General features: G+C 71.7%; 19 protein-coding genes. 2 read left to right on the forward strand and 17 right to left on the reverse strand.

Going from position 1 to position 20,696, the window contains the following annotated elements; all coding sequences use genetic code 11:
- Genes ACIBK9_RS02100 through ACIBK9_RS02125 form a run of 6 tightly spaced genes read right to left on the reverse strand, consistent with a single transcriptional unit; the run spans position 1 to position 5,881 of the window.
- Positions 1-990, reverse strand: coding sequence for a hypothetical protein (locus tag ACIBK9_RS02100; RefSeq protein WP_397154490.1), 990 nt, complete (start codon positions 988-990; stop codon positions 1-3).
- The gene (locus ACIBK9_RS02105) at positions 978-2,243 is read right to left on the reverse strand and encodes a DUF4910 domain-containing protein (RefSeq protein ID WP_397154492.1); all 1,266 of its coding nucleotides are present in this window, start codon (positions 2,241-2,243) and stop codon (positions 978-980) included. Before ACIBK9_RS02105 ends, ACIBK9_RS02100 begins: the two co-directional genes overlap by 13 nt.
- Positions 2,240-3,256 carry an NAD-dependent epimerase/dehydratase family protein gene (locus ACIBK9_RS02110; RefSeq protein ID WP_397154494.1) on the reverse strand — a complete coding sequence of 339 codons (1,017 nt, stop codon included), beginning with the start codon at positions 3,254-3,256 and terminating at the stop codon, positions 2,240-2,242. Before ACIBK9_RS02110 ends, ACIBK9_RS02105 begins: the two co-directional genes overlap by 4 nt.
- Positions 3,256-3,903 carry a PIG-L deacetylase family protein gene (locus ACIBK9_RS02115; RefSeq protein ID WP_352364726.1) on the reverse strand — a complete coding sequence of 216 codons (648 nt, stop codon included), beginning with the start codon at positions 3,901-3,903 and terminating at the stop codon, positions 3,256-3,258. The genes ACIBK9_RS02110 and ACIBK9_RS02115 overlap by 1 nt, the downstream gene beginning before the upstream one ends.
- Positions 3,900-4,679: a sugar phosphate nucleotidyltransferase gene (locus ACIBK9_RS02120; RefSeq protein ID WP_364327144.1), complete on the reverse strand. Its 780-nt coding sequence runs from the start codon at positions 4,677-4,679 to the stop codon at positions 3,900-3,902. The genes ACIBK9_RS02115 and ACIBK9_RS02120 overlap by 4 nt, the downstream gene beginning before the upstream one ends.
- The gene (locus ACIBK9_RS02125) at positions 4,676-5,881 is read right to left on the reverse strand and encodes a class I SAM-dependent methyltransferase (protein WP_397155887.1); all 1,206 of its coding nucleotides are present in this window, start codon (positions 5,879-5,881) and stop codon (positions 4,676-4,678) included. Before ACIBK9_RS02125 ends, ACIBK9_RS02120 begins: the two co-directional genes overlap by 4 nt.
- 96 nt (positions 5,882-5,977) lie before the next feature.
- Between ACIBK9_RS02125 and rfbC the strand changes: the two genes are divergently transcribed.
- Complete coding sequence (gene rfbC, locus ACIBK9_RS02130) at positions 5,978-6,535, forward strand: dTDP-4-dehydrorhamnose 3,5-epimerase (RefSeq protein WP_397154497.1); 558 nt, start codon at positions 5,978-5,980, stop codon at positions 6,533-6,535.
- Positions 6,529-7,359 carry a glycosyltransferase gene (locus ACIBK9_RS02135; protein WP_397154499.1) on the forward strand — a complete coding sequence of 277 codons (831 nt, stop codon included), beginning with the start codon at positions 6,529-6,531 and terminating at the stop codon, positions 7,357-7,359. The genes rfbC and ACIBK9_RS02135 overlap by 7 nt, the downstream gene beginning before the upstream one ends.
- Here ACIBK9_RS02135 and ACIBK9_RS02140 read toward each other — a convergent pair.
- The 11 genes from ACIBK9_RS02140 to ACIBK9_RS02190 form a co-directional block, all read right to left on the reverse strand.
- Positions 7,356-11,171, reverse strand: coding sequence for a LamG-like jellyroll fold domain-containing protein (locus ACIBK9_RS02140; protein WP_397154501.1), 3,816 nt, complete (start codon positions 11,169-11,171; stop codon positions 7,356-7,358). The genes ACIBK9_RS02135 and ACIBK9_RS02140 overlap by 4 nt on opposite strands.
- A 69-nt stretch (positions 11,172-11,240) precedes the next feature.
- Positions 11,241-12,356, reverse strand: coding sequence for a hypothetical protein (locus ACIBK9_RS02145; protein WP_397154503.1), 1,116 nt, complete (start codon positions 12,354-12,356; stop codon positions 11,241-11,243).
- Positions 12,353-13,123: a WecB/TagA/CpsF family glycosyltransferase gene (locus tag ACIBK9_RS02150; RefSeq protein ID WP_397154505.1), complete on the reverse strand. Its 771-nt coding sequence runs from the start codon at positions 13,121-13,123 to the stop codon at positions 12,353-12,355. The genes ACIBK9_RS02145 and ACIBK9_RS02150 overlap by 4 nt, the downstream gene beginning before the upstream one ends.
- Positions 13,124-13,175: 52 nt before the next feature.
- On the reverse strand, positions 13,176-14,135 hold the full coding sequence (locus tag ACIBK9_RS02155) for an endonuclease/exonuclease/phosphatase family protein (RefSeq protein WP_397154507.1): 960 nt from the start codon (positions 14,133-14,135) through the stop codon (positions 13,176-13,178).
- A complete protein-coding gene (rfbD, locus tag ACIBK9_RS02160; protein WP_397154509.1) occupies positions 14,120-14,971 on the reverse strand; it encodes a dTDP-4-dehydrorhamnose reductase in 852 nt (283 codons plus the stop codon). The genes ACIBK9_RS02155 and rfbD overlap by 16 nt, the downstream gene beginning before the upstream one ends.
- Positions 14,972-14,984: 13 nt before the next feature.
- On the reverse strand, positions 14,985-15,914 hold the full coding sequence (gene rfbB / locus ACIBK9_RS02165) for a dTDP-glucose 4,6-dehydratase (protein ID WP_352364744.1): 930 nt from the start codon (positions 15,912-15,914) through the stop codon (positions 14,985-14,987).
- Positions 15,911-16,978: a glucose-1-phosphate thymidylyltransferase gene (locus ACIBK9_RS02170; RefSeq protein ID WP_397154511.1), complete on the reverse strand. Its 1,068-nt coding sequence runs from the start codon at positions 16,976-16,978 to the stop codon at positions 15,911-15,913. Before ACIBK9_RS02170 ends, rfbB begins: the two co-directional genes overlap by 4 nt.
- Before the next feature lie 2 nt (positions 16,979-16,980).
- Positions 16,981-18,435, reverse strand: coding sequence for a sugar transferase (locus ACIBK9_RS02175; protein WP_397154513.1), 1,455 nt, complete (start codon positions 18,433-18,435; stop codon positions 16,981-16,983).
- 270 nt (positions 18,436-18,705) lie between these two features.
- Positions 18,706-19,056, reverse strand: a complete 351-nt coding sequence (locus ACIBK9_RS02180) for a hypothetical protein (RefSeq protein ID WP_397154515.1) — start codon at positions 19,054-19,056, stop codon at positions 18,706-18,708.
- Positions 19,057-19,128: 72 nt separating this feature from the next.
- Positions 19,129-19,758, reverse strand: a complete 630-nt coding sequence (locus tag ACIBK9_RS02185) for a GntR family transcriptional regulator (protein WP_358290759.1) — start codon at positions 19,756-19,758, stop codon at positions 19,129-19,131.
- Entirely contained in the window at positions 19,758-20,678 is a 921-nt protein-coding gene (locus ACIBK9_RS02190) for a DMT family transporter (protein WP_397154517.1), read from the reverse strand. The genes ACIBK9_RS02185 and ACIBK9_RS02190 overlap by 1 nt, the downstream gene beginning before the upstream one ends.
- Between the last annotated feature and the right edge of the window lie 18 nt (positions 20,679-20,696).

Genomic DNA, 20,696 nt, shown 5'->3' on the forward strand with positions numbered 1-20,696 from the left:
CTACTTTTGCTCGTTGACCCGCTCCAGCCAGATCTCCCGCCAGAACGGGATGAACGCGCGGGGGCAGTTGGACTTGTACACACCGTCGCAGATGATTCCGTCCAAGGCGATGCACGGATTTTTCATCTCAAGCAGCTTTCCGGTCTTCTCGTCGATGCAGCGCTCGACCCGCGCGGTGACCCGGGCGACCTTGCCGCACGACCGGGCCATGTCCTCCTCGAAGCCCAGCCCCCGATTGAACCCCTTGGTGGTGAGCGTGGCGACGATCTCGTCCTTGGACTTGACGCGGACCAGCTCGCCCGGCTGGAGGTCGGTCGTCCCGGTGGGGGCCGGGCCGGTGTGCGGGCCGGGCTGCACGAACCCCCAGTCCAGGCCGCCCCTGAAGCGCAGCGCCCGGGGGAACCTCCTGGACAGCCGCTGGTAGCGGTTGAACAGGCCGAAGAACAACGTCCGGACGGTCGAGGCGATCCCGGCGTTGCCCACCCGGACGTCCGTGACGTACTGGCCCAGGTCGCGGAACGGCAGCAGCTCGGGGGCGGCCCGCAGCAGCTCGGTCGCCTGGCAGCGGAACCGTTCCTCGCCGTCCGGCGCGGGCTCCTTGCGGGTGTTGACCTCCAGCAGCGGCAGCAGCGGCCGCTCGGGACGGACCCGCTCCTCGGCCGTGGGCGGCCCGTCGACCTTCCGCAGCCAGGACGTCTTCCAGTAGAGCAGGCAGGCCGTCTGGCAGCCGCCGTGGGCCGTGCCGTCGCAGCGGGAGCCGGTCAGGTGGACGGCGTCCTCCATCTTCCGCATCCCGGTCCTGGTCATCGTGTCGCAGAGCTTGTTGGCCACCTTGTGGACGGTCAGCCGTTGCCCGCAGAACCGCAGCATCTCCGGCATGAACGGGAGGCTGTCCAGCTCTCCGCGCTCATCGAGGGTCGCCAGGATCTCTTCAGCACTGAGAACCTCGACCACGTCGCCGACTTTCAGCGCCAGGCTCAATCCACCCACTCCTTCAGCAGGCCCGCGTTCTGCAGGGCGTTCGCCGCGTCCGCCAATGCCTGGAACGGCAGGTTCGACCGTTCCGCGATGTCGAGCAGGCTGTGCCGCCCGTCGGAAAGGTTGAGCACCCACAACATCGCCATCTGGGCCTGTTTCGTGTCACTGCGGCCGCCCAGCGAGCCGTACAGGCCGCGCGCTCCGAGCTGGGGCTCGCCGTACGGGCTGAGGTTCTGGTAGCGGCGATTGCCCTCCAGGACCCGCACGGCGCTCCACAGCGTCTCCAGGGTGTCCTCCATGGCCTCGGGCCGCACGAAGTCCGGATCGTCGGCCGAGGTGTGGTACTCCGGGTAACCCCCGTAGGGCGTCCTGGTCAGCGAGCCCACGGACAGGTCGAACCCCGGCGAGCAGTACTGCCGCTCGTCGTAGCCGTAGGGCGAGAAGTCCAGGAGGGTGTGCGGCCGGTCCTTGAGCACGTGCGCGAAGACCTGGTCGATCTCGGCGTCGCCGCGCCTGCTGCGCTTGTAGGTGATCGTCCCGGCGTCCCCGGCGCAGGCCAGGGTGAGGCCGTGCCTGATCCGGTCCGCGCGCTCGCGGTTGAGCGCCAGCCAGGTGATCGCGCCGATGGTGCCGGGCGCGAACACGAACCGGTAGGTGTACCAGGGGTCGAGGAGCCGCTGGGCCAGCGACACCGCCACCGCCACCCCGGCCAGGTTGTCGTTGGCCAGCGAGGGATGGCACACGTGGCAGGAGATCAGCACCTCCTGCGAGCTGCGGCCCCGGATCACGTGCTCGCCGTAGGTCAGGTGGCCGTCGGCGAGCGTGGAGTCGATCCTGACCTCGTACGGGCCTTCCGCCAGCCCGTCCAGGGTGTTCTGGCTCAGGCAGAAGCCCCAGGTCTCGGCGTAGTAGCTGGTCCGGTACGGCACCAGGTCCGGCTGGCCGGGCAGCGTGTGCAGGCGTCCGCGCAGCTCGGCCAGCGACATGGTGGCCTCGACCGGCGCGCTGTAGCCGACGACGTGCAGGTTGCTCCGCCGGAAGTCGACGACCCGGTTCCCGGCGGCGTCCTTGACGTAGGCGTCGCGGATGCTCCACTCGCGGGGGATCGTCCAGTCGAGCACCTGCGTGCCCGTCGGCACCTCGGTGATCTCCAGCGGGATCGAGCCGCCGATGATCTCCAGGGTGCGGCGCAGGCCGTCGCCGGTGATGCTGCGGCACAGCGGGTAGAGCCGCCGTACCAGGTCGTGCATCTCCGGGCCGGTCATGGCCGCAGGGTGGCGTCGACGGTGCCGGCCTCGCGCCGGTCGGCGAGCCGGGCCAGCCTGGTGAAGCGGCGGTCGAAGTCGTGCCGGGTCAGGCCGTGCTCGCGGTAGGCGTCGATGAGCTCGACGGCGCCCGCCTTGACCGTCCAGCGGGCCTCGTAGCCCAGGGCGGACCTGATCCGGGAGAAGTCGACGCGGTAGGAGCGCGGGTCGGCGCCCGTCTCGCCGGTGATCGTCAGCGTCGAGCCGGGGACGGCCGCGACCACCTCGGCCGCGATCTCGGCCACGGTCACGTTGTTGGCCTCGGTGCCCACGTTGAAGGCCGTCGCGTGCACGGCCTCGCGCGGCGCGGTCAGGGCGGCGGCGAACGCGTCGGCGATGTCCCTGGCGTGCACCAGCGGACGCCACGGGGTGCCGTCGGACAACACCCGGACCTCGCCGGTCAGGTGCGCGTGGCCCACCAGGTTGTTCAGCACGATGTCGGCGCGCAGCCTCGGCGAGAACCCGAAGGCGGTGGCGTTGCGCAGGAACACCGGGGTGAAGTCGTCGTCGGCCAGCGCGGTCAGGTCGTCCTCGACCCGCACCTTCGACTCGGCGTACGGCGTGACCGGGCGCAGCGGGGCCTCCTCGTCCAGCAGGTCCGCGCCGCCGGAGGCGCCGTAGACCGAGCAGGTGGAGGCGTACAGGAAGCGGCGCACGCCCGCGTCCTTGGCCAGCCTGGCCAGCCGTACGGAGGCGTGGTGGTTGATGTCGTAGGTCAGGTCGGGCGCGAGCGCGCCGAGCGGGTCGTTGGACAGGGCGGCCAGGTGGATCACCGCGTCGAACCCGGCGACGTGCTCGGGGCCGGCGTCGCGCAGGTCCACGGCGTGCGCCTGGACCGGCTCGGGCTCGGGCCCGAGCACGCAGTCGGCGAACAGGCCGGAGTCCAGGCCGACGACCTGGTGCCCGGCCTCGGCCAGGACGGGGGCCATCACGCTGCCCAGGTAGCCCTGGTGGCCGGTGAGAAGTACCCGCATCAGTTCTCCAGATCGACGGTCAGCTTGGACACGTGGAACGCCTCGGCGTACCGCGTGTGGCATTCGATGCCCCGGATGCGGGCCAGCCCCAGGAACGCCTCGCGGTCGTACCAGGGGCGGTGCCGCTGCGAGGCGTAGTGGCGCTGGAGCAGGTCCGCCTTGCGCTCGGCCACCTCCGGCGTGAGCGGCTGGTAGACCGCGGGGGCGGCCAGGTCGCCGTCCCACTTGACGATCTCGTAGCCGAGCGTCAGGTGGTCGCGGAAGGCGGTGGGCACCAGCTCGGCCAGCCCCCGGTGGTCCTGGTGGGCGTCGCCGCGCCAGGGCGCCAGGATCAGGCCGGGCTCGGTGCGGGCGCGCAGCTCCTCGACCGCGGCCTTGGCCTCCTCCCAGCGGGCCGGCAGGTAGCCGTCGGGCAGCTTGAGCACGCTCACCCGCAGGTCCGCGCCGGGACAGAAGTCGGCCAGCGCGGCGCGCTCCTCGTCCTCCCGCTCGGTCCCGCCGCCGGACAGCACCAGCGCGTCCACGCGCACGCCGGGACGGGCGGCGCAGATCGTCAGCAGGCTGCCGCCGGCTCCGATCGCCAGGTCGTCGCAGTGCGCGGCGAGCGCCACGACGGAGGTCACGCCCCCGGGACGCAGTCCGATCACCGGGACCGTTCCCACAGAGCCCACGGACGCACGCCGCGCGAGTACGCCTCGTCCAGCTCCATGCGCTGGTTGACGGTGTCGGTGGGCCGCCAGTAGCCGCGATGGGGGTAGGCCAGCAGGCGTCCGCGCTTGGCCAGCTCGGCGCAGCCGTCGGCGACCAGGTCGCCGTTCTCCGGGATGTGCTCGAAGATCTCCTGGGTCAGCACGAAGTAGCCGCCGTTGACCCACACCGGCATCTCACTGACCGGCGAGATGCCGCCGACCAGCCCGTTCTCGCCGACGTCCACGCAGTGGAAGGTCTGGGACGGCGGCACCACCATCATCGAGGCGGCCGCGCCGGACTCGGTGAACCGGTCGATGATCTCGGGCAGCGGCGCGTCGGTGAGCACGTCGGCGTAATTGGCGAGGAACACCTCGTCGTCGCCCAGATGGCTGCGGACCCGGCGTAACCGCTCCCCGATCGGGGAGTCCGTCCCGGTCTGCACGAACGAGATGGACCAGTCGGAGATGTCGCTCGACAGCAGCTCGACCTTGCCGCCGCGCAGCACGAAGTCGTTGGAGGTGGCCTCCTGGTAGCCGAGGAAGAAGTCCTTGATGTGGTGGGCGCCGTACCCCAGGCACAGGATGAACTCCTTGTGTCCGAAGTGGGCGTAGTAGCGCATCACGTGCCAGAGCAGTGGTCGCGGACCGACGAGCGCCATCGGTTTGGGCACCTCGCCCGGCACACCGGTCCGCATCCGGGTGCCGAATCCTCCGCAGAACAAGACAACCTTCACACGACCTCCAGGTGTGGGATCGGGAAGACCAGCCGGCCTCCCCATTCGTGCACATAGGAGAGCTGAGCGGTGAGCTCTTCGCGCAGGTTCCACGGCAGGACCAGCACATAGTCCGGACGGTCCTGGGCGATGCGCTCCGGCGGAGCGATCGGGATCCTGGTGCCCGGCGTGAACCTGCCGTGTTTGTACGGATTGCGATCCACGGTGTAGGCCAGCAGATCCGGCCGGACGCCACAGTGGTTGAGCAGCGTGTTGCCCTTGCCCGGCGCGCCGTACCCGGCGACCGTCTTGCCCTCCTCGGCGGCGGTGATCAGGAATCGGAGCAGGTCGCGGCGGACGCGGGCGACCCGCTCCGCGAACCCCGCGTAACCGGAGAGGTCGTGCAGCCCGGCGGCCTTCTCCCTGGCGAGCACGTCGAGCACCCGGCCGGACGGGCTGCCCGAAGGCCGCGCCCACAGCCGGATCGACCCGCCGTGGGTGGGCAGCAGCTCGACGTCGACCAGGGTCAGGCCGCCGCTCGCCAGCGCCCGCTGCGCGGAGGCCACCGTGTAGTACTGGAAGTGCTCGTGGTAGATCGTGTCGTACTGGTTCAGCTCCACGAGCGTGAGCAGGTGCTGGACCTCGATCGAGACCCATCCGTCGTCGGCCACCAGGGCGCGCAGCCCCTTGGTGAAGCCGATGACGTCGGGGATGTGCGCGTAGACGTTGTTGGCCACCACCAGGTCGGCCGGACCGTTCCCGTCCCGCACCGACGCGCCCGTCTCCGGAGTCAGGAACGCGGTGAGCGTCGGCACGCCCTTGTCCTTGGCCGCCTGCCCCACGTTGGCCGACGGCTCGATGCCGAGGCACCGGATGCCGCGTCCGACCACGTGCTGCAGCAGGTAGCCGTCGTTGCTGGCCACCTCGACCACGAACGACGGCTTCAACCGTTCCACGGCCGTGTCGACGAACCGCCGCGCGTGCTCCACCCAGGAGGCAGAAAATGACGCGAAGTAGGCGTATTCGGTGAATGTCTCTTCCGGTGTGATCAACGGCGGGATCTGGGCCAGCCAGCAGCCCGTGCAAACCCGCAGATGAAGGGGATAGGTGAGCTCGGGCTGATCGAGTTGTTCCGCCGTGAGGAAGAGCTCACAGGGCGGTGTCGCCCCGAGATCCACCACGCCGACCAGGTCCGTCGAGCCGCACAACCGGCACGATGTCATCAACAAAGGGCCCCACCCAGAAATGACAAGATTTCCCCCTTTGGAAACCCACAGCCATACTTCGGGTGAGCGGCAATGAGTGTTACAAGTGTCTTCATGAAACGCCTGAGCATCGATGGAGCATTGCTCTACACCCCCCGCATCCTCAGCGATCCCCGGGGCGTTTTCCTGGAAAGCTTCCGCGCCGCCGACCTGCGGGAGGCGACAGGGCGCTCGATCGAGCTGGCCCAGGTCAACTGCTCGGTCTCCGGCCGCGGCGTGCTGCGCGGCATCCACTTCGCCGACGTGCCGCCCGGCCAGGCCAAATACGTCATGTGCGTGGCGGGCGAGGCCCTGGACGTCGTGGTGGACGTCCGCGTGGGCTCGCCGACGTACGGGCGGTGGGAGGCGGTGCGGCTGGACGACGTCTCGCGCCAGGGCATCTTCCTGACCGAGGGGTTGGGTCATGGCTTCATGGCCCTCAGCGAGTCGGCCACGGTCGTCTACCTCTGCTCCTCCCCGTACGACCCGGCCCACGAGCACGGCATCCACCCCCTCGACCCCGACCTCGCCATCGAGTGGCCGGTCGACGTGGAGCCGGTCCTGTCGGCGAAGGACGCCGCCGCCCCCACGCTCAAGCAGGCCCGCGACGCGGGGATCCTCCCGTCGTGGTGAGCGTCGTGATCCCGGCCCACAACGAGGCCAAGGTGCTCGGCCGGCTGCTGGACGGCCTGCTCGGCGACGCTGCGCCCGGCGAGTTCGACGTGGTGGTCGTGGCCAACGGCTGCACCGACGGCACGGCGGAGGTGGCCCGGCCGTACGACGTCCGGGTGCTGACCACGCCCGTCCCGTCCAAGAGCGCGGCGCTGCGCCTGGGCGACGCGGCCGCCCGCGGCTACCCCCGCCTGTACGTGGACGCCGACATCGAGCTCAGCACGGCCTCGGCGCGCGCGCTGGCGGCCGTGCTGGCCGCGCCGGACGGGCCGCTCGCCGCCGCGCCGGAGCGGGACCTGACGCTGGCCGACCGCCCGTGGCCGGTGCGCGCCTACTACGCGATCTGGACGCGGCTGCCGCACGTCCGCGCCGGGCTGTTCGCCCGGGGCGTGATCGCGGTGAACGGCGCGGGCAACGAGCGGCTGCGCGCGCTGCCGCCGGTGATGGCCGACGACCTGACCGCCTCGCTGGCGTTCACGCCCGGCGAACGCGTGATCGTCGGCACCGCCCGCGTGGTGATCCATCCGCCGCGCACGGTCGCCGACCTGCTGCGCCGCCGGGTCCGCGCCATGACCAGCGTCACCGAGCTGGAGCGGACCTCGGCCGGCGCGGGCGAGCGCACCGGCCCGCGCGACCTGGCGGCCATCGTGGCGAAGGAGCCGCGCCTGGCGGGCGCGGCGGTGGTCTTCGCCGCGATGGCCGTGCTGGCCAGGCGGCGGGCCGCCCGCGCGATCCGCGCGGGCGACTACACCACCTGGCTGCGCGACGAGAGCAGCCGGAGCTAGCTGACCGGCGTGTTCATGTCGGTGCCGATCTGGGCCCGGGTGAGCACCTTGTTGTAGATCCGCACCTCGTCGATCAGGCCGCTGAAGTAGTCACCCGAACCGCTGTTCCCGCCGATCCGCAGCGGGCTCGTACCGATGCGCAGGTCGCCGCCCGTGGGGTTGGTGGCCACCTCCACGCCGTTGACGTAGAACCGCAGCGTGGAGCCGTCGTAGGTGGCGGCCACGTGGCTCCAGGCGTTCAACGTCAGGTAGTTCGGCGCCTGCGCGTTCACCCCCGAGGAGGTGTGGATGAAGGCCGACGGGCTGCCGCTGCTGCCGCTGCTCATGATCGCCCAGGCGAGGTCCGCGCCGAACTCCTTCATCAGCACCGTCCGCCAGCCGTCCATGCTGGACGGGCGCACCCACGCCTCCAGCGTCATGGCGTCGGTCAGGTGCAGCGAGGCGGAGTCGGCCACGGTCACCCAGCTCGACGTGCCGTTGAACGACAACGCCTGGCCGTACTTGCCGGCCACCCAGGTCGCCGCGGTGGCGGTGCCGTTGTTGCCGGCGCCGGAGGAGTCGGCGACGGCCGTGCCGCTGCTCGCGTTCATGCCGTACGCGGCCACCAGGCCGCTGACGGCGGGCGGCTGGGTCACGACCGCCGACACCTCGTTGGACGGCGGCCCGGTGTTGCTGGCGGCGTCGAAGGCCACCACCCGGTAGTAGTACGTGCCCGGCGCGACCCCCGAGTCGACGAACGCCGGCCCGCCGGTCGAGCCCACCTGGTTGGCCCCCGACGGGGTGAACCCCGCGGTCGAGGAGCGGTGGACGGTGTACCCGGTCACCCCGACGTTGTCGGTCGCGGGCGTCCAGACGAGCTGCGCGCTGCCCGGGCCGCCGGTCGCGGTCAGCGGGCCGGGCGCGGTCGGCGGCGTGGTGTCGGGCGGTCCCTGGGGGCCGACGGGGGTGTTCATGTCGGTGGTGATCTGCGCCGGGGTGAGCGCCCGGTCGTAGACGCGCACCTCGTCGATCAGGCCGCTGAAGTGCTCGCCGGAGCCGCTGTTGCCGCCGATCCGCAGCGGGCCCGTCCCGGTGCGCAGGTTGCCGTACATCGAGGTGCCGCCCACCTCGCTGCCGTTCACGTACAGCCGCAGCCGGCTGCCCTCGTAGGTCGCCGCCACGTGGCTCCACGTGTTCAGCGGCAGGTTGCCCGGCGCCTGCGCGTTCGTGCCCGCGAAGGTGTGGACGAACGCCGCCGGGCCGCTGCCGCCGCTGGCCATGAGCGCCCAGTCCAGGTCGGCGCCGAACTCCTTCATCAGCACCGTCCGCCAGCCCGTCACGCTGGTCGGGCGCACCCACGCCTCCAGCGTCATCCCGCCGGTCAGGTGCAGCGAGGCCGAGTCGGCCACGGTCACCCAGCTCGACGTGCCGTCGAACGACAACGCCTTGCCGAACCTGCCGCTCGTGCTCCACGTGGTGCTCGCCGCCGTCCCGGCGTTGCCCTTGCCGGAGGAGTCGGCGACCGCCGTGCCCGCGCCCTCGTTCATCCCGTACGCGGCCACGAGCCCGTCGGGCCCCTGGGCCCGCTCGAAAGTGGCCGTGTAGGTCACGCCGGTGGCCGGGGCGGTGATGTCGTGGCTGACCGCGCCGCCGTCGGACCAGGAGGCGAAGGTGTGGGTGAAGCCGTCCGCGCTCTGCGGCGACGGCGCGGAGATCGAGTTGTGGGAGCCCACGATCACCGTCCTGGTGAAGGGGGTCACGGACTGCTCGCTGTTGAAGCCGATCTGCAGGCCGGAAGGCGAGGTCTCGAAGCCGACGTTCACCGTCTTCGGCTGCAGCACCACGCTCTTGATGTCGGTGAGGCCCTGCGCGTCCGTCGCGGTCAGGGAGAGCTTCAGGTAGGAGGGGTATTCGTGGTCGGGCGCGACGAACGTGCCGCTGGTGCCGGTGGTCGAGGTGATCTCGTGCTCGTGGCAGGTGAGCGGGCAGTGCATCAGGCTCAGCTTCCACACCATCCGCGAGCCGGGGATGGTCCCCTCCTGGGCGTCGGTGGCGGAGCCCGAGTAGGCGATCGTGTCGCCGACCGCCCAGGTGAGCCCGGTGGACGGCGTGTTGATCGTCGCCTGCGGCGAGGTGTTGCCCACGTTGATCGTGACGGTGGCGTCCCCCTGCCCACCATGGCCGTCGCTCGCCCGCAGCCGCACGACGTAGGAGCCGCGCTGGCTGTAGGTGAAGGACGGCGCGGTCGCGGTGGAGTCGTCGAGCTCGCCGTCGCCGTCCAGGTCCCACTGGAAGGTCAGCGGGTCGCCGTCGGCGTCGCTGGAGTCGGCGGCGGTGAAGTTCACCGTGAGGGGTTCGACGCCGGCGGTGGCGCTCGCCCTGATGACGGCCGACGGCGGGTGGTTGGCGTAGATGTAGCGGACGATCTGCCCGTTGGTGTAGTCGACCGCGAACAGGTCGCCGCCGGGGCCGGTCTGCACCTCCACGGCGGGCATCCCGGAGTCGAACGTGGTCACCGTGGCCGGGTCGGGCAGGCCGTTCGCGCCCTTGGTCATGACCCAGACGCACGACCTGCTGAAGTCGGAGAAGAACAGCGCGCCGTCGTAGGCGTGCGGGTAGGAGCCGCCCTCGTAGAACGCGACGCCGCTGGAGGACGATCCGCCTGACGGGCACGGGTCGTTCGGCGCGGGCTTGGAGGCGTGGTTCCAGGCGAAGTACGGCTGCGTCACGGCCGACGGGCCCGCCGCGTACAGGTTCTCGCAGAGCGTCAGGTTCAGGTTGTCGTAGCCGCCCTGCCGGGCCGGGCCCTCGTAGCAGGGCCAGCCGAAGTTGCTGACCGGGCCGGTGGGCGAGGCGATCCGGTTGATCTCCTCGTAGGTGTTCCAGCCGACCTCGCCCGCCCAGATCTCGTTCGTGCCGGGCCGTACGGTGATGCGGAACGGGTTGCGCTGGCCGTAGGCGATGATCCTGGCCGCGTTGGGGTCGCTGCTGCCCGCGTTCGGGTTGCCGGGGGCGGCCGCGCCGGTGTCCGGATCGACCCTGATGATGCTGCCGTTCAGGCCCGCCGGGTCGCCGCCGGTGCGCAGGTCCTGCGAGCGCAGCGCGCCGCCCTCGGCGGCCGGCGGGCTGAGCGCGGTGCCCACGGGCGAGGGCGGGTCGCCGCAGGGGTTGTCCGGCGTGACGTCGGAGCTGGTCACGTTGTCCTGGCCGTAGTCGGCGAAGTTGAAGCTGGCGCCGTCGCCGCCGCTGGCGTAGAGCATGCCGTCGGGGCCGAACGCCAGGTCGCCGACGGAGTGGCTGGGGTGCTGCTGGCACCAGCCGGTGATCAGCGGCGTCTCGGCGACCGAGCCGCCCGAGGGCGCCAGCACGGACAACCGCCCGGTGATCAGGCAGCCGTCACCGGTCGCGCCGGGCGGGGTCGGGCACGGGTCAGCGCTCACGCCCGCGGCGCCCCAGCGCGGCGCGCTGCCGCCGGGCACCGCGTCGTAGGAGTACAGCACGTAGATGCGCGGGTCGGCCGGGAAGTCCGGGTGCAGGGCCAGGCCGAGGAGCCCGCGGTCCCAGAAGTTGTGCACCTGCGTGCGCAGGTCGGCGTAGATCGTCGGCGTGGTGTCGGTGAGTGAGTCGAAGACCTTGATCAGGCCGCTCTTCTCGGCGACGAACACCCGGCCGTCCGAGGCGAACTCGATGTTGGTCGGATTGGTCAGGCCGCTGAAGACCACCTGTCTTTGGAAGCTGCCCGGCAGTGCCTGCGCGGGCGGCGGCGCGACGATCGCCAGCCCGGTCGTGATCAGCAGGACGGAAAAAAGCGCATGGCGAAGCCGCCGTAACACGGGAACCCCCTTGAAACGGAAAAATCCCCCGAGCCCTGGATCGATCTATCGCACCGATCCAGGGCTAAGTCACGCGCTTTGTCCGCATCTGGCCAGCCACGCGTACAGCAACCACCCCAGCTCGTACGGCCGGCACTCCCGGTCCACGGCGACCGGCGGGTAGACCCGGTCCAGGACGCCGAGCCGCATCTCCTTGTGCACCCCCGTCGCCATCGCCCGCAGCCCGCGCACCAGCTTGCGCGGATCGGCCCTGGCCTCCTTCCGCCAGGTCAGCGCCAGGTCGTCGAGCACGAACGAGGGCCGCTCGATCATCCAGTCGAGCCCCTTGGAGATCTCCGCCACGTACGCCGTGCCGCCCGCGTCGGCCAGGTCCAGCAGCGCCATCGGCCCCATGGAGAGCTGGTGCACGCTGTACACCGGATACCCCTCCACCACCGAGCCGGTACGGGCGTCGTAGTGCCACCACCACTCCCCCTCCGGCCCCTGCGCCCGGCAGATGCCCGCGGCCACCTGCTCGGCGGCCCGCAGCGCCTCGGCGTCCCCGGTGGCGGCGTGCAGCCGGGCCAGCGCCTGCAGCGGGTAGACCTGGTCGGCGAAGCAGCCCACGTGGGCGCGGTAGCGCGGCACCAGCGCGCCCCGGCCGAGCGCGTGCGGGTAGAGCCGGTTGCCGGCCAGCCCGCCGAGCAGCCGCTCGCGGGCGCGTTCGGCCCGGCCGTCGCGCACCCCGGCCGCGACCAGGGCGGCCAGCACCCACGCCGCCTCGACGGTGTGGATCTGCCCACCCGCGTCCAGCTCGGCCAGGCGGCTCAGGGCCAGGTCGAGGTCGGCGTGCCCGGCCTCGGCCGCCGCCCAGCAGATCAGCGCCGCGTCGCCGGCGCCGCTCACCTCTGGAAGCCGCTTGACCAGGTTCCCCACCAGGTCGAGGACGTCGTCGCCGGCCAGCGCCGCCCGCTGCCGGGCCTCCTCCAGGGTGGCCACGCCGAGCGCGACGATCGCGGAGTAGCGGATGCTGCGCCCCTCGGGCACGGCCGTCCACGTGCCGTCGGGCTGTCGCCGGCCCCGGCGGGTGAAGACGAAGCCGCCGTCGGCGTAGCCGGGGGGCAGGCCGCGTACCGACAGGTCCAGCATGCCCCGCACGAAGTCCTGGTGGCCGGAGCTCAGCAGAGCGATCCGGTGATCCGTCACGTCGTCTCCTCGATCCTGCGTCTGACACCGGCCCACTCCCTGACCACCAGGAGCAGGAAACTGCCGTTGGTGCGCACGTAGCGCGGCCCGAGCCGCAGCGGCTCCTGGAGCATGCGGTAGAGCCACTCCAGCCCTAATCGCTGCCAGCGCACCGGCGCCCTGCGGGTACGCCCGGCCAGCACGTCGAACGAGCCGCCCACGCCGTGGATGATCCGCGCCCCGGTGCGCTCGCCCCACTCGCGGATGAAGATCTCCTTCTTCGGCGAGGTGATGCCCAGGAACAGCAGGTCGGCCCGCGAGGCGGCGATCTCGGCGGCGACCTCGGCCGACTCCTCCGGCGCGAAGTAGCCGTCGCGGGAGCCGGCGACGGCCAGCCCCGGGTACCGGGCGCGCACCTCGTCCAGCACCCCGGCCAGCACCTCACCGGTCGCGCCCAGGAAGTACGCCCGGTAGCCGCGCCGGTCGCCCTCGGCCATCAGCTCGGTGAACAGGTCGATGCCCGCCACCCGCTCGGGGATCCGGTGACCGAGCGCCCGCGCCGCCCAGACCACCGCCTGCCCGTCGGCCAGCACGAGGTCGCTGTCCAGCACCGACTGGCGCAGGGCGGCGTCCGCGCGCATGTTGACGACCTTGGCGGCGTTCACCACGCCGATGGTCAGCCTGCCGCCCTCCGCGACGGCCGCCACGCAGCGGGCGATCACCTGGTTCATAGTGAGGGCGTCCAGCACGGTGCCGAACACCGTCTTCCGCTCCGGCAACCTCGTCATCCGTCCCCCTGGGTGTCCATGAGATATCGGTCTCAGCTCCGGAAACGTCACATCAAGGAAGGACCAGCTCGGTGAGCGTGGCCCGGTGGTCGGTCCGCGGCACCCGCAGGGTCTGGAAGCTCCGGACCGCGATCCGCCGGTCGGCCAGCACGTGGTCGATGGCCACCTTCGGGAACAGCCGCGGCTGCTCGTAGTAGGGCCAGGTCATGGAGAGCCCCTTTCCGGTGACGTCGGCGGCGTCCCGGTAGCCGGTGGCGATCAGGTCGCGCAGCACCGCGTGGTCGAGCGTGGAGTTGAAGTCCCCGGCCAGGATCCGCAGGCGGCCGCCGGCGGGCGGCAGCGCCCGGATGCTCGACGCCCAGCAGGCCGTGCGCCAGCCCTCCGAGGGCGCGCACGCGTGCACGGCGACGATCTCGGCCTCCCGCCCGCCCGGCAGCGTGACGACGGCGGGCAGGTGGCGCGGGCTCTCCTCGAAGGGCGGCGCCGCGATCGGCGAGTCCGCGGCCCGCAACGGGTACCGCGAGTAGATCGCCGCCCCCGACGAGTCCTCCCCCGGCAGCACGATCCGGTACGGCAGCAGCCGCGTCAGCCCCAGCTCCTCCACCCGCTCCCGCATCAGGCCGGTGAACTCCAGCAGGTGCAGCACGTCGGGCCGCTCGCGCTCGACCGTCTCCACCAGCACCGGCGGCAGCACGGAGGAGTGCAGCAGGTTGACCGCCAGCACCCGCAGCACCGGCCCGGCGGCCGGCGGGTTGCCCTCGGGCACCGCGCGCGGCACAACGGCCACCGCGAACGCGCAGGTCACGGCGAGCGCGGCGGCGATCAGCGCCCCGGCGCGCAGGTAGAGCGCGAACGCCAGCGGCACCACCGACAACGCCGCCGCGTACGGCGTGAACGACACGAGCTGCGACCACAGGAACTTCGGCTCCCACCCGAGCAGCCGCAGCCCCGCCCAGCCCGCGAGGCCCGCCACCATGATCCACAGCACCGCGCCGCCTACGCGACGCCGCACCGGCGCCCGCGGGTCAGCACCGGCCAGGCCGCGCGCAGCGCCTGGCGCCAGTGCCGGATCGGCTCTCCCTTCGTGTGCGCGAGCACGCTGTTGGCCGGCCGCCGGGCCGGCCGGGGGAAGCCCGCCGAGCTCACCGGGCGCACCCGGTCCGGGTCCAGGCCGAGCAGCGTGAAGATCTCCTTGGCCAGGCCGCACCATGTCGTCTCCCCGGAGCTGGTGCCGTGGTAGACGCCCGGCGGCAGCTCGGAGCGCGCCAGCCGTACCAGATAGTCGGCCAGGTCGGCGGTCCACGTCGGCTGGCCGTGCTGGTCGTCGACCACGTCCACGGTGTCGCGCTCGGCCGCCAGCCTGATCATGGTCCGGACGAAGTTGGGGCCGGCCGCGCCGTACAGCCAGGCGCTGCGCACCACGTGGTGCCCGTGCTCCAGCGCCGCCCGCTCGCCGGCGAGCTTGGTCCTGCCGTACGCGTTCACCGGCGCGGTCGGCGCGTCCTCCGGGTACGGGCCCGGCGCGGTGCCGTCGAAGACGTAGTCGGTGGAGACGTGCACGAGCCGCGCCCCGGCCCGCGCGCAGCTCTCGGCCAGCCAGCCCACCGCGTGCCCGTTGATCTCCAGTGCCTCGTCCTCGTGGGTCTCGGCGTCGTCCACGGCGGTCCAGGCGGCGCAGTTGACCACCACGCCCGGCCGGTAGGCGGCGACGAAGTCGCGCACCGCGCGCCGGTCGCACAGGTCGAGCTCGGACCGGGCGAGCGCGAGCACCGGCTCGCCGGTCAGCGCGGCCCGTTCCAGGACGTCGGCGGCCAGCATCCCGCCGCCGCCCGTGACGAGCCACCTCATGGCAGGCGCCCGGTCACGCGGGCCACCAGTCGCGGTGCTCGGCATACCAGCGGATGGTGTCCTTCAACCCCTGGTCGAACGGGATCTCCGGGCGGTAGCCGAGCTTGCGCAGCTTGCTGTCGTCCAGGGAGTACCGGCGGTCGTGGCCCTTGCGGTCCTCGACGTGGCGCACCGAGTCCCAGTCGCGGCCGCAGGCTTCGAGCAGGCGGGCGGTCAGCTCCTTGTTCGTCAGCTCGGCGGTGCCGGCGATGTGGTAGATCTCGCCGGGTTCGCCCTTCTCGGCGACCAGGCGGATGCCGGCGCAGTGGTCCTCGGCGTGGATCCAGTCGCGCACGTTCCCGCCGTCGCCGTACAGCGGGACCGGGCGGCCGCGCAGCAGGTTCGTGACGAACAGCGGGATCAGCTTCTCCGGGTACTGCCGGGGGCCGTAGTTGTTGCCGCAGCGGGTGATCGACACGTTCAGGCCGTAGGTGATCGCGTACGAGCGGGCGATCAGGTCGCCGCCCGCCTTGCTGGCCGCGTACGGCGAACGCGGGCGCACCGGCGCGGACTCGTCCCAGGAGCCGATGTCGATCGACCCGTAGACCTCGTCCGTCGAGACCTGGACGACCTTGGGCGTGCCCGCCTCCAGGCACGCCTGCAGCAGCGTCTGGGTGCCGAGCACGTTGGTCCGCATGAACTCGGCGGCGGCGCCCTCGATCGACCGGTCGACGTGGGACTCGGCGGCGAAGTTCACCACCAGGTCGTGCCCGGGGACGACCTCGCGCAGCAGCTCGGCGTCGCAGATGTCGCCGTGGACGAACTCGTGCCGCACCCCTTCGAGGTTGGCCCGGTTCCCCGCGTAGGTGAGCTTGTCGAGGACCGTGACGTACGCGTCGTGCAGCCCCCGGACGAAGTGGGAGCCGATGAATCCCGCGCCGCCGGTCACCAGAATTCTTGTCATGTAGTGATCTGTACCTTGCTGTGATCGCCCAGCACGAGACGGTGGGCTCTGGGCGTGTTGGGCGCTCGGGTGACCTCGACGTCGTGGCCGATCAGTGACGCCTCGATCCGGCCGACGCCGTCGATGGACGCCCGGGGCAGCAGGATCGAGTATTCGATCTCGCTGCCGGTGACCACGCACGACGCGCCGACCGAGGTGAACGGCCCGACGTAGCTGTCCTGGACGCGCGCTCCCCGGCCGATGATCGCCGGGCCGACCACGCGGGAGCGCTCGACCACCGCGTCCGGCTCGACCACGACCCGGCCGATCAGCTCGCTGGCCTCGTCGACCCGCCCGCGCACGCCGGGCTCGACCGACTCCAGGACCAGCCGGTTGACCTCCAGCATGTCGGTGACGTTGCCGGTGTCCTTCCAGTATCCCGAGATCACCGACGACTCCACGCGCAGCCCGGCCTCGATCAGCCACTGGATGGCGTCGGTGATCTCCAGCTCCCCCCGCCACGACGGCTTGAGCTCGGCGACGGCGGCGTGGATCGCCGGGCTGAACAGGTACACGCCGACCAGCGCCAGGTCGCTCTTGGGCCGGGCCGGCTTCTCCTCCAGACCGACCACCCGGCCCTTCGCGTCCAGCTCGGCGACCCCGAACTGGCCGGGATCGCCGACCCTGGTCAGCATGATCTGCGCGGCGGGCCGCTCCCTGGCGAACCGGTCCACCAGGTCGTTGATGCCGCCGACGACGAAGTTGTCGCCCAGGTACATGACGAAGTCGTCGTCGCCGAGGAACTCGCGGGCGATCAGCACGCCGTGGGCCAGCCCGAGCGGCGCCTCCTGGCGGAGGTAGGTGACCTGCAGCCCGAACGCCGAGCCGTCCCCCACGGCCGTCTCGATCTCCGCCTGCGTGTCCCCGACCACCAGGCCGAGCTCCCGGATCCCGGCCGCCGCGATGGCCTCCAGCCCGTAGAACAGGACCGGCTTGTTGGCGACGGGGACCAGCTGCTTGGCCGAGGTGTGCGTGATGGGCCGGAGCCGTGTGCCCGACCCTCCGGCGAGCACGAGTGCCTTCACTGCTAGTAAGCCCCTTCTCCACGGGTGACGACGGACCAGGTCTTCCACAGGATCTGCAGGTCGAGCAGGAGTGACCAGTTCTCCACGTAGCGCAGGTCGAGCCGGACGGATTCCTCCCACGTCAGATCGGAGCGCCCGCTGACCTGCCAGAGGCCGGTCATGCCCGGCTTGACCACCAGACGGCGGCGCACGTCGGCGCCGTACCTGGCGACCTCCTCCGGCAGCGGCGGCCGGGGGCCGACGAGGGACATCTCACCACGGATGACGTTGAGCAGCTGCGGCAGCTCGTCCAGCGAGTAGCGGCGCAGGAACGCGCCGACGCGGGTGATCCTTGGATCGTTCCTTATCTTGAACAGCACGCCGTCGAACTCGTTCGCCGCGAGAAGCTGGTGCTTGAGCCGTTCGGCGTCCACCACCATCGTGCGGAACTTCACCACCCGGAACTCCCGGCCGCCCCTGCCCACCCTGGTCTGGTGGAACAGCGCGGGCCCCCGGCTGGTGAGCCTGATCACCAGGGCGAGCGTCAGCAGCGGCAGCGCGAGCACGAGCAGGGCCGCGCCGGCCACCAGCCGGTCGAAGGCCGCCTTCACGAGCTGCCGGGTGCCGTCGAACTCCGGGTGCTCGACGTGCAGCAGCGGCATCCCGGCCACCGGCCTGATGCTGATGCGCGGGCCGGCGACGTCCATGAGCGCGGGCGCGACGAACAGGTCGGTGCGCGCGGTCTCCAAGCTCCAGGCCAGCCGGCGCAGCGCCGCGCCGTCCAGCTCGGGACAGGCCAGGACGGCCACCGCGTCGGCCCGCGAATGGGCCACGACCTCGGCGACGTCGCCGAAGGAGCCCATCACGGGGATGCCGTCGAGGTCGACGTCGAGCGTGTCGTGCGGCAGGCAGGCGCCCACCACCTGCATGCCGTGGTGCGGCTGGCGGCGGAACTGCACGACGAGGTCGAGGATCGACTCCCGGTGCCCGACCGCGATCACCTGCCGCATGTACTCGCCGATCGCCCGCCTGCGGTGCAGCCGCTTGCGCATGCGGTAGCGGAAGTAGAGCGTGGCCAGCAGCACCAGCGGCAGCATCGCCATGACGAAGCTGCGCGCGATGGCCGTCTGCGTGGCGTAGGCCAGGATGGCCGTGGTGGCCATCAGCCCGATGCCGCCGGTGAAGACGGCCTTGAACTCCTCGGTGCCCTCGCCGTTGGCGCGCTGACGGTACGCGCCCGCCATCATGAGCGCGACCGGCCAGACGACGAGCAGGCCGAGCCCGAGCACGTACTCGGCGATCGGCACGTACACGCCGGAGGCCAGGCGTACGCCCAGCACGCACGCGCACGCGAACAGCGCGCACGCCGTGTCCCCGCCTAACAGGAGCCGCAGATACGCCCGGGTCCAGATGTTGGACTCAAGGCGTGGCGCGGCCTCGAGGAGCACAGCAGTGGACTCCCCAGTCCCCACCCTCATAGCACCACCCTGTGATAACTGCTTTCACCGCGATAACAGGACGTTCCTTGTGCCGCATAGGTTGACAATGACCCATGCGTTATCAAGGGCGGCGGCCCCCACTAAAGAGTAAAGATCGATTCCAACCTGGGGAATAACGGGAAATGTCCACAATCGGACGTCGATCTAGGGGTTTCGGGGGTTGACGGAACGATCCAAAAGTGCAGCATCAGAGCGAGAAAATGTGAGGTTTATGGCGACATTTCGCCAGGTGACCGGGAGGCGGAGCCGCTAGTCGTACTCCAGGTCCGGCAATGCGGACGGCGGATCAGGGCTGCGCCACACGACCACAACTCCGTCACGCACGGAATCGGCGGCCAGGTTCAGCCGGTCGAGATCGAAATCGGGCAAGTAGCGTAGCCGGGCGACAAAGGTGGCATCGGTCGCGGAACGCGGCACCACGCAGCCTTCGCCGTCCCGATCGAGCAGGATGTAGTGGACGTCTTCCCCGGATTCGGTGGCGACACGGACCTCCACCACGTCCTCCCACGCGAGGGCTTCGACGCTGCCGTCGGCGTAGTGGCGGGTGACGCCCTCTTCGGTGACATATACGTAGGAGTCCGGCATCGGGTTGCCGTGCATGGCCGCGATTCTTGCGAGTTCCGGGGCCGTCCCGCAAGGGTTCGCGCTCAATGACGCACATGAGCCACCCGTTCAAGGAAGCTCGGGACTGCCCCAGTTGTGGCTGAGATGCGCCGCGACGGCCGCCCGCGCCGCCTCCACCGGGCCGGCCGCGATGGCGTCGAGCAGCTCGCGGTGCTCGCGGATCAGGACGTCCCGGTCGCGGTAGACCTGGCGCAGGCGCACCATGCCGAGCCTGGTCTCGGCGGCGAGCGTGGCGTAGAGACGTTCGAGCCGCCGGCTGCCGGCCGCCTCGATCAGCGCCTCGTGCAGGGCCATGTGCTCGGCGACGGTCGCCGACCAGGGCGCGTCGGCCGGCAGCTCCGCCCACCTGAGCAGCGCGGCCTCGGCGTCGGGCACCCGGCGGCCGGCCACGGCCTGGGCCATCAGGTCCTCCAGGGGGCGGCGCACGTACATGAGGTCCTGGAGGTCCGAGATCGTCACCTCGGGGACATAAGCGCTGCGGTTGCGCTCCCGTCTGAGCAGTCCCTCGTGCACCAGGCCGGCCAGCGCCTCGCGCACGGTCGGCCTGGCCACGCCGTACGACGCGGCGATCTCCTGCTCGGGCAGCGGCGTGCCCGGCGCGATCTCGCCGGAGAGCACGCGGGTGCGCAGGGCGTCGGCGAGCGCGCCGACCGTGGAGACGGGTTTGAGGGGCAACATCACGGCTGTGATGCTAGTGCCGTTTCCCTGCCCTGCTCGCTGCCCCGCTCCCCGCCCCGGCCCTGGCCCCGGGCTCTGCCGCGTTCCGGCACGGCCACCGCCACCAGCCCGAGCACCAGCATCACCAGCCCGGCGATCGACAGCGGGGCCAGCCGCTCGCCCAGCACCAGCAGGCCCAGCAGCGCGGCGACGGCCGGCTCGGCCAGCGCCAGCGTCGAGGCCGTGGCGACCGGCGTGGTGCGCAGGCCGCGCCCGTACAGGATGTAGGACAGCGCGGTGGTGCCGAGGCCCAGGTAGAGCACGGCGAGCAGCCCGCGCGGCTCCCCCAGCCAGCCGACGCCGTTGACCAGCAGCACCGGCAGCATGACCAGGGCGGCGCCGCCGAACAGCACGCCCATCACGGCGTCCGACTCGGCCCCCTTCTCGATGGCCCTGGCCGCGGAGACCGCGTAGAAGGCGTAGAGCAGGCCGCCGAGCAGCGCGAACAGCACCCCCGACACCATCTGCCCGCCCGCCTGCGCGCCGCCGCCGCCGATCAGCGCCGCGCACCCGCAGACCGCCGCCGTGGTCGCCAGCGCCCACCGCCCGCTCGGCCGCCGGCCGTGCAGCACCCAGGACAGCAGGCCCGTGAACACGGGCCCGCTGCCGATCGCGACCACCGTGCCGACGGCCACGCCCGTGCGGCCGACCGCCGCGAAGAAGCACAGCTGGTACGCCGCCACCGCCAGGGCCGCCGGCACCAGCACCGGCCGGAACGCCCGCCGGACGCCGGCCCGCGCGAGCAGGCCGAGCGCGGCGCCGCCGATGACCAGCCGGGCCGCGGCCAGGGCGACGGAATCGGCCGAGACCAGCAGCCCCGCGGTGCCCGCGGTGCCCCAGAGCGCGGAGGCGCCCACGACGGCGAGAGGTCCGTTCTTCATGCCGCCATTGTCAGACAA

The organism is Nonomuraea sp. NPDC050227, assembly GCF_044459705.1.
GTDB lineage: Bacteria > Actinomycetota > Actinomycetes > Streptosporangiales > Streptosporangiaceae > Nonomuraea.

Excerpts from the sequence above, each read along its gene's own strand:
- ACIBK9_RS02190 (WP_397154517.1), bottom strand. The coding sequence starts at position 20,678 with ATGAAGAACGGACCTCTCGCCGTCGTGGGCGCCTCCGCGCTCTGGGGC.
- rfbB (WP_352364744.1), bottom strand. The coding sequence starts at position 15,914 with ATGACAAGAATTCTGGTGACCGGCGGCGCGGGATTCATCGGCTCCCAC.
- ACIBK9_RS02150 (WP_397154505.1), bottom strand. The coding sequence starts at position 13,123 with ATGACGAGGTTGCCGGAGCGGAAGACGGTGTTCGGCACCGTGCTGGAC.
- rfbD (WP_397154509.1), bottom strand. The coding sequence starts at position 14,971 with ATGAGGTGGCTCGTCACGGGCGGCGGCGGGATGCTGGCCGCCGACGTC.
- ACIBK9_RS02110 (WP_397154494.1), bottom strand. The coding sequence starts at position 3,256 with ATGCGGGTACTTCTCACCGGCCACCAGGGCTACCTGGGCAGCGTGATG.
- ACIBK9_RS02125 (WP_397155887.1), bottom strand. The coding sequence starts at position 5,881 with ATGACATCGTGCCGGTTGTGCGGCTCGACGGACCTGGTCGGCGTGGTG.
- rfbC (WP_397154497.1), top strand. The coding sequence starts at position 5,978 with ATGAAACGCCTGAGCATCGATGGAGCATTGCTCTACACCCCCCGCATC.
- ACIBK9_RS02180 (WP_397154515.1), bottom strand. The coding sequence starts at position 19,056 with ATGCACGGCAACCCGATGCCGGACTCCTACGTATATGTCACCGAAGAG.
- ACIBK9_RS02185 (WP_358290759.1), bottom strand. The coding sequence starts at position 19,758 with ATGTTGCCCCTCAAACCCGTCTCCACGGTCGGCGCGCTCGCCGACGCC.
- ACIBK9_RS02175 (WP_397154513.1), bottom strand. The coding sequence starts at position 18,435 with ATGAGGGTGGGGACTGGGGAGTCCACTGCTGTGCTCCTCGAGGCCGCG.
- ACIBK9_RS02105 (WP_397154492.1), bottom strand. The coding sequence starts at position 2,243 with ATGACCGGCCCGGAGATGCACGACCTGGTACGGCGGCTCTACCCGCTG.